The organism is Microcoleus sp. Pol8_D6 (genome assembly GCF_036700965.1).
GTDB lineage: Bacteria > Cyanobacteriota > Cyanobacteriia > Cyanobacteriales > Microcoleaceae > Microcoleus.
The window spans coordinates 99,032-113,503 of record NZ_JAUBPW010000008.1 but is presented as its reverse complement, the minus strand read 5'-3'; the positions used below and the strand labels follow the sequence as shown (position 1 = coordinate 113,503).

Annotated in this window: 14 protein-coding genes; 8 read left to right on the top strand and 6 right to left on the bottom strand. The window is 46.9% G+C overall.

The features are described from left to right. The 4 genes from QUA10_RS05660 to QUA10_RS05645 all read left to right on the top strand — a co-directional run. Nucleotides 1-1,566 (top strand): calcium-binding protein (locus QUA10_RS05660; protein ID WP_333086191.1); only part of this gene is annotated, 1,566 nt, incomplete at its 5' end. Nucleotides 1,567-2,206: 640 nt separating this feature from the next. Then, nucleotides 2,207-3,193 (top strand): threo-3-hydroxy-L-aspartate ammonia-lyase, encoded by a 987-nt coding sequence (locus QUA10_RS05655; RefSeq protein ID WP_333082463.1) that lies wholly within the window; start codon nucleotides 2,207-2,209, stop codon nucleotides 3,191-3,193. Between the two features lie 281 nt (nucleotides 3,194-3,474). Continuing rightward, the gene (locus QUA10_RS05650) at nucleotides 3,475-3,780 is read left to right on the top strand and encodes a small RNA NsiR4-regulated ssr1528 family protein (RefSeq protein WP_006635311.1); all 306 of its coding nucleotides are present in this window, start codon (nucleotides 3,475-3,477) and stop codon (nucleotides 3,778-3,780) included. An 82-nt stretch (nucleotides 3,781-3,862) separates the two neighbouring features. Continuing rightward, a complete protein-coding gene (locus QUA10_RS05645) occupies nucleotides 3,863-4,093 on the top strand; it encodes a hypothetical protein (RefSeq protein ID WP_333082464.1) in 231 nt (76 codons plus the stop codon). 271 nt (nucleotides 4,094-4,364) lie between these two features. Here QUA10_RS05645 and QUA10_RS05640 read toward each other — a convergent pair whose 3' ends face one another. Further along, on the bottom strand, nucleotides 4,365-5,282 hold the full coding sequence (locus QUA10_RS05640) for an NAD(P)H-dependent glycerol-3-phosphate dehydrogenase (protein WP_333082465.1): 918 nt from the start codon (nucleotides 5,280-5,282) through the stop codon (nucleotides 4,365-4,367). A 106-nt stretch (nucleotides 5,283-5,388) separates the two neighbouring features. After that, the gene (locus QUA10_RS05635; RefSeq protein ID WP_333082466.1) at nucleotides 5,389-5,817 is read right to left on the bottom strand and encodes an NUDIX hydrolase; all 429 of its coding nucleotides are present in this window, start codon (nucleotides 5,815-5,817) and stop codon (nucleotides 5,389-5,391) included. 19 nt (nucleotides 5,818-5,836) lie between these two features. Between QUA10_RS05635 and QUA10_RS05630 the strand changes: the two genes are divergently transcribed. The 3 genes from QUA10_RS05630 to QUA10_RS05620 are packed head-to-tail and all read left to right on the top strand — an operon-like array spanning nucleotide 5,837 to nucleotide 8,605. Beyond that, nucleotides 5,837-5,989: a hypothetical protein gene (locus QUA10_RS05630; protein ID WP_333086190.1), complete on the top strand. Its 153-nt coding sequence runs from the start codon at nucleotides 5,837-5,839 to the stop codon at nucleotides 5,987-5,989. A gap of 4 nt (nucleotides 5,990-5,993) precedes the next feature. Next, a complete protein-coding gene (locus tag QUA10_RS05625) occupies nucleotides 5,994-6,914 on the top strand; it encodes an alpha/beta hydrolase-fold protein (protein WP_333082467.1) in 921 nt (306 codons plus the stop codon). An 11-nt stretch (nucleotides 6,915-6,925) separates the two neighbouring features. Then, nucleotides 6,926-8,605, top strand: a complete 1,680-nt coding sequence (locus tag QUA10_RS05620; RefSeq protein WP_333082468.1) for a phosphatidylglycerol lysyltransferase domain-containing protein — start codon at nucleotides 6,926-6,928, stop codon at nucleotides 8,603-8,605. 230 nt (nucleotides 8,606-8,835) lie between these two features. Here the strand turns inward: QUA10_RS05620 and QUA10_RS05615 are convergent, their stop codons facing one another. From QUA10_RS05615 to deoC, 4 genes are all read right to left on the bottom strand, one after another. Continuing rightward, complete coding sequence (locus tag QUA10_RS05615; protein ID WP_333082469.1) at nucleotides 8,836-10,062, bottom strand: glycosyltransferase family 4 protein; 1,227 nt, start codon at nucleotides 10,060-10,062, stop codon at nucleotides 8,836-8,838. Between the two features lie 27 nt (nucleotides 10,063-10,089). Beyond that, complete coding sequence (locus QUA10_RS05610) at nucleotides 10,090-11,661, bottom strand: MFS transporter (protein WP_333082470.1); 1,572 nt, start codon at nucleotides 11,659-11,661, stop codon at nucleotides 10,090-10,092. 225 nt (nucleotides 11,662-11,886) lie between these two features. Further along, nucleotides 11,887-12,762: a DNA repair protein RecO gene (recO, locus tag QUA10_RS05605; RefSeq protein WP_333082471.1), complete on the bottom strand. Its 876-nt coding sequence runs from the start codon at nucleotides 12,760-12,762 to the stop codon at nucleotides 11,887-11,889. A 234-nt stretch (nucleotides 12,763-12,996) separates the two neighbouring features. Next, nucleotides 12,997-13,677 (bottom strand): deoxyribose-phosphate aldolase, encoded by a 681-nt coding sequence (gene deoC / locus QUA10_RS05600; RefSeq protein ID WP_333082472.1) that lies wholly within the window; start codon nucleotides 13,675-13,677, stop codon nucleotides 12,997-12,999. A 397-nt stretch (nucleotides 13,678-14,074) separates the two neighbouring features. Here deoC and QUA10_RS05595 point away from each other — a divergent pair, with 397 nt between their 5' ends. Then, complete coding sequence (locus tag QUA10_RS05595; protein WP_333076518.1) at nucleotides 14,075-14,437, top strand: hypothetical protein; 363 nt, start codon at nucleotides 14,075-14,077, stop codon at nucleotides 14,435-14,437. Nucleotides 14,438-14,472 lie beyond the last annotated feature (35 nt).

Sequence of the window (14,472 nt, the reverse complement as noted above, 5' to 3'; positions counted from 1 at the left end):
ACTGGCGGCAGTTATGCCTCTTTGGAAGCTGCACAAGCTAAAGCCTTGGGCAATTCTACAACTGCTGGTTTCTTCGCCTTTACGAATGCGTCGAACGAGACGGTGTTGTATTTTGACTCGAACGGTACCGCAGCCGATGGTTCTACCTTGATTGCAAATCTGGGTACTGCTGCTAGCAATCTGGGAACGGCGGACTTTGTATTTACAGGTACGATCGCACCTTCGCCCGGTACTACTACCAACTCAGGTAGCATTGTTGATTTAACTGCTGCTGGGAACACTTATCCGAGCGACTTTAACAATTTCGGTTCTGGTGCTGGCGGTTACAACTTCACATCTCCTGTCTTATTTACCGGAGATGCGAAGGCTAACAGCGTCACTGGTACTGAATTTGCTGACATCTTCAGCGGCGGCAGCGGTGCAGATGTTCTGACTGGCGGTGCTGGTGCGGATCTGTTTGTTTACAAAGCAGTAGGCGAAGGCGGTGATACGATTACTGACTTTACTGCTGGAACTGACAAATTCCAGTTTACCGCGAGCGCTTTCGGTAATTTGACGACGACTAACTTTGACGCTGTAAGTGGTTCAAATCCTGACATTACTGGCAAAGAGTTAGTGATTTTCACTGGCGGCAGTTATGCCTCTTTGGAAGCTGCACAAGCTAAAGCCTTGGGCAATTCTACAACTGCTGGTTTCTTCGCATTTACTAATGCGTCGAACGAGACGGTGTTGTATTTTGACTCGAACGGTACCGCAGCCGATGGTTCTACCTTGATTGCGAATCTGGGTACTGCTGCTAGCAATCTGGGAACGGCGGACTTTGTATTTACAGGTACGATCGCATCTTCGGATACTGGTACTTCTCCCACTGGTACTACTACCAACTCAGGTAGTGTTGCGGATTTAACTGCTGCTGGAAACACTTTCCCCGTCGCCTTTAACAATTTCGGTTCTGGTGCTGGCGGTTACAACTTCACATCTCCTGTCTTATTTACCGGAGATGCGAGTGCTAACAGCGTCACTGGTACTGAATTTGCTGACATCTTCAGCGGCGGCAGCGGTGCGGACATTTTCGACGGCGGTTTGGGTAACGACAGCATTTCCGGCGACGATGGTAATGACAGCCTCTTCGGCGGTGGCGGTAGCGATACTCTCAACGGCGGCATCGGGGATGACACTTTAATAGGTGGTGTGGGAACCAATGTTCTCAACGGCGGTGCTGGTTTGGATGTGTTTGTGTTCAGCGGAACTACTGCTGGCGGCGGGGATTTAATTACCAATTACAGCATTGCTGATGATGTAATTAACCTCGACAGCACTGGTTTTGCAGGCTTTACCACCGGAGTGTCTTTGGCTTCGAGTTTCTACGCTTACAGCAGCACAGTGTCTGATGTAACTGTGTTTGAAGCAACTTTAACCGGGCCGTCCATCATGGCTATCTACGACGGTTTGTCTACTAAACTGTATTACGATAGCAACGGTTCTACGGTTGGTGGTAACAGTTTGTTTGCTACTGTCGATGTCAATTTAGGATCGACCGGTAATTCTGAATTGTTCTTGTTCTAAACGGCAATAATCCTAATCGGGATATCGGTACGGTTAGGGACACAGCATGGCTGTGTCCCTACAATACAGAGGTAAGGACATAGTAATACTGTGTCCTTTTTTTTGTAATTGTTAAACAATTTAGTCGCTATTTTTTGGGTGGGAAATGGCATTGCGGTGTCCTCTTTTGCCTTGTGGTCGATGATTGGAGTCGATCGCACTCGCGAGGGCAATGTCACCATCCAATCCGGTTTATTTTACCCGTTATATCGATTCCGGTTGTATCGGAATGATTAAACCGCAGAGGACACAGAGGATACAGAGAAAGGGAAGAGAGAGATGAATACAGGACGATGCCAACGGATTTGATATTACCCAAAATCAGGACTCTGCGCCGTGCCGTTTCCCTACAATTAATCGGGCGGTGGTTAAATTTGTATTCATTAATCCCTCTCCTGTACAAGTACAAACGCCCCTTTACTTTTTGATAGTAAATTGTCATAACTTTGATTGTAGTGAACAGCTTTTTTAACCATTAAGCGCCACCGCTAATGATAATTATTAATAAGCTGATAATAAAAAATTATAATTTAATGGTTGGAGTGAAGCGGGTAATGCCCACCCTACAAATAGAGTTCTCGATCGCCCAAATCTAAAATCTATGAGTGCCGACTTTGCCCAAAATTCCTTGTCAGTCAGTTTCACCGATGTGGAGGCGGCGGCAAATCGATTGCAGGGCAAAGCTTTCAAGACGCCGGTGCTGACTTCGGAAACTTTCAACAAACGTACAAATTCTCAGGTATTTTTCAAGTGCGAGAACTTTCAGCGCACTGGTTCGTTTAAATTTCGGGGTGCTTGCAATGCTTTAATGCAGCTATCTGAAGCCGAAAAACAGCGGGGAGTTTTGACTTTTTCTTCGGGAAATCACGCGCAGGCGATCGCCCTTGCCGCACGGTTGTTACAGATTCCTGCTACTGTTGTCATGCCGGCAGATGCGCCAAAAGTCAAGCAAGAGGCGACTCGTGGCTACGGTGCAGAGATTATTTTGTACGATCGCACTCAAGTTTCTCGCGAAGAGTTAGCCGCTAAAATTGGCGCAGAACGACACTTAACAATTATTCCTCCTTACGATCATGGGTGGGTGATTGCGGGACAAGGTACGGCGGCGCTGGAATTAATCGCAGAAGTTGGGGAGTTGGATTTGCTGCTGGTTTGCTGCGGTGGCGGGGGTTTGCTTTCGGGATGCGCGATCGCCACAAAAACTTTGTCTCCGCAGTGTAAAGTAATAGGAGTAGAACCCGAACAAGCAGACGATGCGGCGCGATCATTCCGCACGAAAACACTGCAAACTGTTACTAACCCGGATACGATTGCTGATGGTGCGCGCACGCCATCTTTGGGAAAATTAACCTTTCCTTTGGTGCTGCATTACGTTGATGATATGGCAACAGTTTCAGAAGAGGCAATTCGCCAGACAATGTTTTTTATGTGGGAACGCATGAAGATAGTTGTTGAACCGACGGGAGTGTTGGCAGCGGCGGCTTTGTTGTCAGATGTGGTGCAGGCTGAAAATGCGAGGATTGGCGTGATTGTTAGCGGGGGAAATGTGGATGTGAGCGAAGTCGAGCTTTTTTTTCACTGTAATTAAGTCTGCCACTTTGTTAGTTAGTCCGTCTGAAACTCCGCCAGAGGTTTAAACCCCTGTCTAATAGCAAAAGCTCTCTAAAAACGACTGGAAAGTATTTTTTATTTTTATCTTTAGTCCACTGAAGTGGATTTGCTCTGTGAGACGGGGTTAAACCCCTGGCGGACTTTCGGGCAAACGCCTAATATTCATGCAAACGCAAAATATTAATCTTGACGAATTTGACTAAAGTAAAGAGTGATCTGATAAAATGCTTCCACAACAAACTTCGATTTAATAGCACAATGTCTTCAGAAACAAACTCAGCGGCTCAATCTACAACTGGTGCAGATGCGATCGATGTTGCGATCGCCTCTGGAATCGACTTTGACGGTACTCCGATTCCGCAAGCAAAATTAGACCTCTACAAGCAAGTGATGGGATTAGAAGCCGGCAGACAGCGCAGTGGCGTGTCAAATACAATGCGATCGCGCATTGTCCGAATTGGTGTCAAACATCTGCCTCAAAACGAACTCGATAAAATGCTGGTTGCTGCTGACTTCGCCCCACTGAAAGATAAAGAAGTTGCGTTTTATTACGGTGGAAAGTAAAAATTATCTACCCTTCTAGATAGATGAACAGTCCTCCCCGGATCGGTCAAAATTGGCACAAATCCTAGCAGAGGGTAAGTTTATGAGCACTAACGGTAGTACAGTCATCAGCAACCTCGAGTACGATTTGCTAACAGTTTTGCACAACAAGTCTGAAGCTTTGAAAGCCTACGAAACTTACATGAAAGATGCTCAGGAAATGGGTTCTCAACCTTGTGCTGAACTGTTTCAAAAATTGCAGCAAGCTGACATGGATCACGCGCAGGAAATTCGGCAGCACCTTCAACAGGTAATGCAGCATGGCAAGATGTAAAGCTGGTGCAACTAGCTCTGCAAGCTATCAGTTATAAGTTATGACTTAAGTAGTAGAAGCGCTCAGTTAAAGAGTTTGGGATTGACAACTCATCTTCAATTCCTTAAACTCTGTATCTACCGAGCGGTGGAAACATCAATCTGACCGCTCAACCAATGTTTCTGAAAACTCTTAATTCATAACTAGCAACTGGTGACACCACTTCTTGAAACTTCAGCTACGGGTAGGGAATTAGGCTTTGCTTAATTCCTTACCTATCTAGTGGTACAGGCTATAAAATCTCAGGTTTCAAAGCTCGTTCCATCAACGATAAAACAGCTTGCTCGGCAGTAATTTCACTATTTAATAAGCGATAAACTTGACGAGAAACAGGAACTTCAATGCCGCGTTGATTAGCCAAATCAATCAACACATTAGTAGTATTAACACCCTCAGCAGTGCTCTGCAATTCCTGCAAAATTTGCTCCAAAGATTTGCCTTCAGCTAATCCGAAACCAACCCGATAATTGCGCGATAAAGGACTGTTGCAAGTAGCGAGCAAATCTCCCAAACCCGACAAACCGTAAAAAGTTTCTGCGCGAGCTCCCAAACGAACTCCCACCCGAATCATTTCCGGTAAAGCGCGAGTCAGCAAAGCCGATTTAGCATTAGTTCCTAATTGTAAACCGTCGCAAACACCAGCGGCGATCGCAAATACATTTTTCAAAGTTCCACCTAACTCAGTCCCCAGCGGGTCTTCATTCACATAAACCCGAAAAATATCGGAACTGTAAATATTTTGCACTTGCTTGGCCGCTGCTAAATCCGAACTCGCCGCTACCGTTGCAGCCGGCAATCCCTGCTGAATTTCCTCGGAAAGATTGGGGCCGGAAAGTACGACTATTGAATTGTTAGGAAAAGCATTTTGCCAAATTTGAGACGGAGTGCGCGTGCTCGCAGGGTCTAAACCTTTGGTGACAGTCACTATAATTGTACTGGGACTTAACTCTAACGCCAAAAGTCGATCGACTGTTGCTCCAACTCCTTTCATCGAAACTGCCGAAACAACAACATCCGCACCTGTTATAACTGATTCTAGATTAACAGAACTGCTGCGCGACCACAAATTAACTCGAGATCCTTTTTTGCCTCCCAGATTTGCCAGTGCCGAACCCCAAGCACCTCCGCCTAATATTGTTAAACTTGCCATAAAATTTAGTTGTTATGAATGAAACCGCGCACGCAAATCAACGCAGATAAATCATAGCAATTAATCCGCGTTAATCCGCGTGCATCTGCGGTTAAAAACTCCCCTCCTACAAACGCGGACGCAATCCATAATGACGGTAACGCCAATAATCTCGTAAAATGCGATCGTGATCGAAACATAATTCACGAGGAATCTGCCAAGATTCAAAAATTTTTAAACTTTTAGCATCATCGGCGGCTTGAGGTTCGCCCGTTGCAGAAGCCAAGAATACAATACTGATAGTGTGTTCGCGGGCGTCGCGATTTGGGTCAGAATAAACGTAAAACTGCTCAATTAATTGTACATTCAAACTCGTTTCTTCTAAAGCTTCGCGTTTTGCCGCCGTTTCTACCGCTTCCCCGTAATCGACAAAACCGCCGGGAATTGCCCAGCCGTAGGGAATATTGCGGCGTTCGATGAGTATGATAGGCCGATGGGGGCGATCGGCTAATTCGATGATAATATCAACTGTAGGAGCGGGATTTCGATAAGTCATACGATTTTAGATTAAAGAATTGAATAATGTATCGTTGCAGTTTAACTGTGGAACCGGCATCTTGCCCGTTACTGAGAATGCTGCACAATGTGCGATCGACCTCACCTACAGTTCTACAATATACTTGCATATAATGTACGGATTGCGATCGCCGACCAAAAAGAGAGATTGAAAGTATGCCTAAGTGGCTGGGAAAAGTTTTAGGTATCGGTACGGGTACAATCATCCTCCTCGGTGCGACTGGATACTGGTACGTTTTTATTGCCGGGGCACCTCAGTTAGACCCTCCGAAAGTAGTAGTAGATGCCAACTTAAATTTTGAACTCAAAACATATAAAAGTGCAGCTATGAATTCAGAGCGCACCTATGGCTTAATTTTGCCGCCTGGGTACGCAAAAAATCTCAAACAGCGCTATCCAGTGATTTTTTTGCTCCACGGCGGGCACGGAGACGCGCGCGCTTATCAGGACAAAGCCGCTGTTACTTCTGTGCTTCACGATTTATATAAAAGCAAAAGATTGCCGCCATCAATTGTAATTACTCCTGACGGGAACGACAAGCGGGGTACGAGTCCTTTGTGGGACCCGCAGTATTTTGACGGGCCCAACGGTAAGGTGGGAAGTGCGATCGGCTCCGAGTTAGTGTCCATCGTAAAATCGCGCTACAGAACCCTGGAAGACCCCAAATTCTGGGCAATGGGAGGACAATCTTCGGGGGGTTGGGGAGCTTTTAATATCGGTTTGCGCTACTTGAATAATTTTAATATTCTGTTCAGCCACAGCGGTTATTTTACAGATCAAAGCGGCAAGGCTAACAGTCCTAAATATTTAGTGGAAAAACTCCCTGTTAAAGATAAACAGCAGTTGCGCGCTTATTTGGATGCGGGGGAAGCAGACGAAAAATTTCTGATTTCCACTCAACAGTTTCACGAGCAATTAAACAGTTTGGGTATAGCCAACGAGTTTAACAAATTTCCCGGAGGACACGGGATTGTTGGCCCGGATGTCGGTTGGAATTATTGGCACAAGCATTTAGCCGATTCTTTGAGCTATGTTGGAAAACAGTTTAAAATATCACTGGCAACACAGAAAAATTAGAAAGGTCAACAGTGTTACCCCAAAAAACTAGGATTGGACTCTGGACTGCATCATTTTTAACCGGATTGGTAGGAGTTATTAACTTGCTGTCTGCTGTAACTCCCAGTTTACCCGATCGCCGAAATTGGTTGGAGCCGTTTTTTCCTTTTCCCGTGCGTGCGGGGGGCCATTTTTTTGCAGCAGTTATCGGCTTTATGCTGCTAACTCTGGCCACTAATTTGTTGCGGCGCAAGCGGATTGCTTGGTTGCTGACGGTGGGATTGTTATTCGTTTCTATTGTAATTCATTTAGTCAAGGGATTGGATGTTGAAGAAAGCTTGCTTTCTGGGGTGCTGCTGTTTCAGTTGTTGGTGATGCGACAGACGTTTACAGCTAAATCCGATCGCCCTTCAATTGCTCAAGGAATCAGGGTTTTGGTGGGGGCTTTGCTGTTTACGCTGGCTTACGGAACGGCGGGTTTTTACATTCTGGATGGGGGTTTTAAAGTTAACGGACAAGCGGTTAATTTTGATTTAGACACAGCTTTGTTCCAGACTTTTGCCATGTTCTTTACGGCGGACAATGCGGGATTGGTTCCGAAAAATCGGTTTGCTAACTTTTTTGCAGATTCGATTTATGCTGTAGGTACAGTAACGCTTGGTTACGCACTTTTAATGCTGCTGCGGCCGGTACTGCTGCGAAATTCGGCAAGTATTTCGGAACGGAATAAAGCTCAAGAAGTTGTAGCAAAATATGGGCGGACAACGCTAGCAAGACTGGCATTGCTTCAGGATAAATCTTATTATTTTAGTCCTTCGGGAAAAAGTACGATCGCCTATGTGCCGAAAGGTAGAGGTGCGATCGCTTTGGGAGACCCCATCGGGCCTGTTGAAGACCGCAAAGAAGCAATTCTAGGGTTTCAAGAATTTTGCTATCGCAACGATTGGTATCCAGCATTTTATCAAACTTTGCCCCAGGATCTAGAAATGTATTCTACTCTCGGTTTTCGAGTGGTGCAAATTGGCGAAGAAGCTATGGTCAATCTCAAAACTTTTACTCTCAAAGGCAAGAGCAATCAAAACTTGAGAACTGCTATCAACAGACTTACAAAAGCGGGTTATCAAATCGAATTTTACGAACCTCCTTTAAGTTCCGAGTTGATGCGGCAAATGAAACTCGTGAGCGAAGAGTGGCTGCAAATGGTTCAGGGTGCGGAAAAAAAGTTTTCGGTGGGTTGGTTTGACGAGGCATATGTGCGGGAAACTCGCGCCGCAGCCATCCACACTCCCGACGGTAGAATTAGTGCTTTTGCTAATATGATATCGGCGGGAAATGGGGTAGTCGGAGTTGATTTAATGCGGCGTCGCACTGAGGTGGAAAATGGCACGATGGAGTGTTTGTTTGCTTCGATGTTGCAGCATTGTCAAGAATTGGGATATGAAGAATTTGATTTGGGTTTGTCGGCTTTGGCGGGAGTGGGAGAGGCAGAGAAATCTGGGCGGTTGGAAAAGGTTTTGATTTATCTTTCGGAACACTTGAGCAAGTTTTATAATTTTAAGGGATTGCACAGTTTTAAAGATAAGTTTGGGCCGCGGTGGGAACCGCGTTATTTTGTTTATCCGAGTTTGGGAAGTTTGCCGGATGTTGTGGTTGCTTTGATTCGGGCCGATTCGGGCGATCAACTTTTGGATTATTTGCGCCCGGGAGGTTAGGCGATTTTGGATTTTAGATTTTGGATTTTGGATTTTAGATTGGGGAGGAATGAGTGATTCCCAGGCGTTTGCCGAAAAGTGCCGTTAACTGGTTCCGAGGCTCTGCCTTAACTGGTTCCCAGGCTCCAGCCTGGTAACGAGTAAAAGAGCCTCGCTTGGGCCAAAGGAGGAGGCAGAGCCTCCGGATCTGCGTTCCCAGGCTCTAGCCTGGCAACGAGCAATCAAAACATTCATGCTAAACCGCGAATTAGTACGCGCTGCTTTTGCAAAACCTCTGAGTACAGCTTTTCCAACTCAGTAATATTCTGACTGAGAGTGTAGCGATCGAGCGCCCGTTGGCGTGCTTTTTGACCAAGCAGCATTCCCAACTCAGGATGATCGCAAAACAGCGGCAGCAAGGTTTGCAACTGACTCCGTACCCGCTGAGTGTTCAAAACTATCCCCGCGCCTTCCTCCAAGGCTTCGCCGTCAGCACCGGCGTCGGTTGCCAAACAAGCTAAACCGCAGGCCATCGCTTCCAGTAGCGACAGCGACAGTCCCTCCACCAAAGAAGGCAAAATAAATACGTCTGCACCCCGCAGAATTTCGATCCGGCGTTCATCCTCGGCAACAAATCCGAGCCACACAATGCCATCATCTTCGCCGTAAAACAGTTGCAGCGAGGCTGCTAGGGGCCCGTCGCCTACGATCGCCAATACGTTCCCAGGGCCAAAATTGCACTGTTTCCAGGCCTTTAGCAAAGCCTCAACATTTTTTTCCGGGGCAATGCGGCCTTGGTAAACAAAAATTCGATCGGCCTTTAATTCCGACTTCAACCCCGAAGGCCCTGGAGAATATTTAACAGCATCCACGCCGTTGGGAATCACAGCCACCCGTTCCTGTGGCACTCCCAACTTCACCAATATATCCCGCTGAATCTGAGAAAATACGATCGTCGAGTCGTAGTTCGCCAAAAACGGAGCGTAGAGTTGATACATCAGGTGTTGGGTTCCCGATGTCAAATTCCGCAATTTGCGATCAAACGGCGGGTGAAAAGTTGCCACCAGAGGCAAATTCAATTCTTGGCAAATTTCTGGCAGCAGAAAGTCTAGAGGCGAAAGCGTCAGGGAAGCGTGAACAACATCGGGTTTGAGCCGCCGCAGAGATTTCATCAGCACTGTGCGGGACTTGAGAGTCGGAATCGTATAAATTTGCGATTTGTAGTGACAGGGTAAAGAGACTTCGTTGCAACTCGCGGACGAGAGCGAATTGGTATATGAGGTTTGAGCAATTCCCTTTCCCCATGAACCATTCGCCATACTCCACCCCGTATTGTTCCTGTCCAGTGAGTCCGCCTCTTGGGCAAAATGCAGGAAACTAACCTGGTATCCCCGGTCTAATAGTGCGTTGGTTACTTCCCTCGAGTAAGTGACGTTACCGCAAAAAGGTGATTTTTTTCCTAGCCAAGCGATGTGCATTCCAGTAAATCAGAGTTTGTTATTTATTTAGATTCGATCGACTTTGCTATTACTGCTACGGAAAATATACCAGGTTAAGACACCCCCAGCCATCGCTAATCCTGCTAAACCCAAAAATACTGTCGGCAAACCCAGAAATGTTTCCGCTACCCCGGCCAAAGCCAACGGTAAACTCAAAGCGATATTAGTGGCATTGTTTTGCAGCCCGAAGACTTTTCCCCGCATTTCTTCTGGAGTTTCTGCTTGAATTGTAGTCTGCATCGGCACTCCCACCAATGAGGCAAATAAACCCAACAGGGTAATGAACAGCACCGATAGCCACAAATGGTGTGTAAATGCAGAAAGGCCCATCAGAGCAAGTGCCATGCCAATCGAGCCGATTAAACTCAGTTGGGAGTGAGAAAATTTATGGCCAAGATAGCCGACTGTCGTCGCCCCAGCAGCCATGCCAACGCCCACCGCCGCCAGCAAAAAGCCAAATTGTGATGCTTTCATACCTGGGAGGATTTCCGCCAGCCGAACTGCTAGAACTGCCAAGGCTGCAAAAATGGAAAATAGAATAATTAGTTGAATTAAAGCATTGCGGACTTTCGGTTGATCGTTGATGTAACGCAGGCCGTCTCGCAAATCTGCTAGGGGGTGCGGCGGTTCGTGTTCGACTTCGTTTTTTTCGCCTGTTTTCATCGACAGCAACAGCACTCCGGCGAAGGCGTAACTTCCGCCTACTACTAATTCTTTGCCGATGCCGAGTCCGCCGCCGAGGTTGGAAAATAGGGTATCGGCTAAAGCTAGTAAGGGTTCTCCGACTGCGAAGCCAATAATCACCGACCCCATCATGGTTGTGGTGTAGAGGGAGTTTGCTGATAGCAGGTGGCGGCGTTCCACAATTAGGGGAATCACTGACTGTTCTGCTGGGGCGAAAAATTGAGTTAGAGTCGAAACGAGGAATGTTACTAGCAGCAGCAAGCAGAATCCGAGTGGCAGTTGACCAAGTTCCCACCCGTCAGAGAGCCACAGCAGCACGGGCAAGGTTAACACAAAGGCTCCCCGCAGCAGGTTTGTGGCGACGAGCACTGCTTTTTTCGACCAGCGATCAACATACACGCCCGCGGCGGCCCCGAACAGCACTGCGGGAATGGTAAAGGCGATCATGATTGCCGATACCCACCTGCTGATGGTTTGATCTGGCGCTTGAAACCGGCTCGCCACGAGGGCGATCGTCAGTACGAGATAAACTTTATCTGCTAGTTGGGAGAAAACTTGCCCACTCCACAATGCTAGAAAATTTGGGTTTTTGAGCACTGGCAGAAATCCCGTTTGTTTTTCGGGAATTTCGGCTACTGCTTGGGAGAGTTCTGCTGCTGGCTCTGGTGTGGGAACCGGGGGGATTGCTTCGGGTTCTTGGCTTTTGCCATTGTTCCAGTCTGGTGCTGGAGTTGTGGGGTATTTATCCATTTCTGGGTCTGGGACGTTGCTCCATTGTCGATCGGCGGAGACGGGATAAGAGTCAAACTCTGGAAAATTTTCTCGTTCTTCCATCTTGTGGTGGGTTACGGCTAAAACAGATATTGTCAAATCAGAATCGGACAGTCGCATCATAGGATTTGGGGTGGATGGCCTGGGATGGTGGAGGTTGGGGGGATGGGAATTTAAAATAGAGGTATTAACCCCTAAGTTTATTAATAATCTCGTAACTTTATCTATTATCTGATGTCGCAACAACCTTGAGAATTTACCTGAAATTGCCTACAGGTTCGGGTATCCGGCAGGCTGGGGGTGCGATGTACGATCGCCCCTTCACCTATTTAAATCCACACTCAAAATTTAAAACTCAAAACTCTCTAGGTAGGTGTCGATCGAGCTTCCCGACCGAATCGTGCAACCTAAATGATACTGGGCATATTGTCGCAAAATATTTTCTACTGATACCCAAGTTGTTTGATCGGCAATCCCCTCTCCTAGTTCTGGACTAGCCAACTGTTGCAGCGCTGCTAATTCCTTAGCATTTATCTCGAAATTTGTCAAGTGTTTGCTGCCATTTGTTTGTCGGGAACGGGAGGTGGATTTGTACAAGCTACCGATTTCTGAAGAGAGTTCTGCCTCTAGGTTAGCTAGCTCGGACAAGCTGAAGGTTCCCCCAGAGGGTATACTAAACCCGGTTTGCCAGTTCGGATCGGTGAAATTTGGGATGAGCGGCCCTCTGGTGGCGCAGCAAACTTGGACTTGGGGCGCGAGGCCGGCTAAGGCTAGCAGGTGAAAAATGCCGTGGCTGAGGTGGGCGACAAGCACGGCGGCGGATTGGATTTCTGTGCGATCGGACAAACGCTCCAAACGGCTCAAATGTTCGCCCAGCAACCAAAAGAGTTCTTCTTGGGGCTCATCGGAAAGGGCGCTGGCGATCGCCAATTCGGCCAGATATTGCGCGGCGGAGAGTTTTCCGAGGTTGCGGCTCAAACCCGGATGGGATTGTATGGTGTCGGCTTGGGTAATTTTATCGAGCGATCGGCCTTTGGCAATTAGCAATTCGTTAACGACAAATAATTCGCTTCTACCGCCAATGGTCGATCGTTGTTTGCGAACACCCGGTGCTACGGCTCGAATTAAGCCGAATTCCCGCGTCAAAATTGTCAGCACTCGATCGGATTCGCCGATCGGCGCACTCTTGAGATTAATGCCAGTTGCTTTGTAAGTTCGAGTCACTCGATTTTAGATTTTAGATTTTAGATTTTAGATTTACAAGGACAGTAGCAAAAACAGTCCGCGACGCAGAACTTTTATTAGATACTCGTTACCAAGCTCTGCCTGGTAACGCAGATCCAGAGGCTCTGCCTCCTAATCCCAGCCGAGGCAGAGCCTCTAAATATGGATTCCCAGGCCGAGCCTTGGAAGCAGTTAATGACTAATGACAATTGCCCACTGTCAACTGACAACTGTCTAATGACTTTTATCTAAATTATCCCGCTGGCGAAGTAATTCGGGGCCACGAGAAGTCCCCAAACGAGTTGCCCCAGCTACTACCAAATCTAAAGCTTGTTCATGAGTACGAATTCCACCGGCCGCTTTAATCCCAATCCTGCCCTTCGTAACTTCCTTTAGCAGTCGCACATCGTCAACTTTCGCCGGGCCAAAAAAGCCAGTGTTGGTTTTGATGTACGCGGCACCAGCTTCCATGCAAATCTCAGCCGCTAATTGTTTTTCGGCATCGGAAAGGAGCGAACTTTCGATAATTGCTTTAATGGTGAGATTGGTTTCTTCGCAAATTTGGGCTAATTCCCGGTGGAATTCGTCGATTCTTCCAGCCTTCAACAATCCTAAGTTAACGGAGACATCTAACTCTACGGCTCCATTATCTGCTGCTTCTAAAGCTTCGTAAATTTTCACCGTTGAAGTCGAAGCACCGGTGGGAAAACCTATAACTGTACAGACTTTGGGACGTTTGCCGTGCAGCAGCTCAACTGCTTGTCTGACATAGGCGGGATACACGCAAACTGTGACAAACCCAAATCTCTCTGCTTGTTGGCAACAGTATTCTACTTGCTCTGGCGTAGCGGTGGGGTCGATCAGGCCGTAGTCGATCAAGGGGGCAATATCGATGTCTGCCTGGTTTGCAGCCATTGCTGTTTTTTCTCCGAAGTAACTACTTCCTTATTATGTAGCGAATTTACCAATCTTCCACCGAAAGCAGCCCGGGTAGAACCCCTCTGAATTCATCCGTGAGGTCGCTTTCTCCAATTCTCCAATCGATTGACTTTACTCCGGCCCCGACTGAGTACCTGAGTACAAATACTCGATGTGCAGGTACCAACTCTGGTAGGAATTGGTAAACCAATTAATCTCTAAAAAATAATATTTTTGTATCTGCCTTTAGATACATTTTTCCTCTTTCTTTAGGTATACTTTGTTAAAAAGAGTTGCGGTAGAGCCTGCGCCAGCTACGCTATGGCATAGCCTGGTAGCGTCTACTGTTTTTACTCTTAGTAGTGCTTTAAAAACATAAAAGCCAGTGCCAAGCATGAATCATTTAGAACTCGAACAAGAAATTGGGAAAATGGCTATAGCGATGATGAGTCGCAATAGTTTAATTGGTAAAGATTTGATTGCGGATCTCAGAGGGCGGCTGTCTGTTGACAGTTTAGCTGCTTTGATGATTGTCAGTATGGAGCGTTTGATTTGGTCTGACTGCGAGTCCGTGATCTGGAGTTTGAGTTATTTGATTCCTGCTGACGTGATGGAAGAAATTCGCCGGATTACTGCGGTGGTTGTCTGCCAGCGGTTGATGGGCAAGGGTTTTGTGCTGGGGAAAGATTTTAGTATTGATGGAAGAGGCCAGTTGATGTTGAGTGAGAATGCTAAAACAGCGGTTGTGGTTGCTTGAATTGGGCAAGCAGAAGTTGGATCTATTAGCACTAT

Coding starts and splice junctions, on each gene's coding strand:
- QUA10_RS05655 (WP_333082463.1), top strand. CDS start 2,207: ATGAGTGCCGACTTTGCCCAAAATTCCTTGTCAGTCAGTTTCACCGAT.
- QUA10_RS05650 (WP_006635311.1), top strand. CDS start 3,475: ATGTCTTCAGAAACAAACTCAGCGGCTCAATCTACAACTGGTGCAGAT.
- QUA10_RS05635 (WP_333082466.1), bottom strand. CDS start 5,817: ATGACTTATCGAAATCCCGCTCCTACAGTTGATATTATCATCGAATTA.
- deoC (WP_333082472.1), bottom strand. CDS start 13,677: ATGGCTGCAAACCAGGCAGACATCGATATTGCCCCCTTGATCGACTAC.
- QUA10_RS05610 (WP_333082470.1), bottom strand. CDS start 11,661: ATGATGCGACTGTCCGATTCTGATTTGACAATATCTGTTTTAGCCGTA.
- QUA10_RS05645 (WP_333082464.1), top strand. CDS start 3,863: ATGAGCACTAACGGTAGTACAGTCATCAGCAACCTCGAGTACGATTTG.
- QUA10_RS05595 (WP_333076518.1), top strand. CDS start 14,075: ATGAATCATTTAGAACTCGAACAAGAAATTGGGAAAATGGCTATAGCG.
- QUA10_RS05640 (WP_333082465.1), bottom strand. CDS start 5,282: ATGGCAAGTTTAACAATATTAGGCGGAGGTGCTTGGGGTTCGGCACTG.
- QUA10_RS05615 (WP_333082469.1), bottom strand. CDS start 10,062: ATGCACATCGCTTGGCTAGGAAAAAAATCACCTTTTTGCGGTAACGTC.
- QUA10_RS05625 (WP_333082467.1), top strand. CDS start 5,994: ATGCCTAAGTGGCTGGGAAAAGTTTTAGGTATCGGTACGGGTACAATC.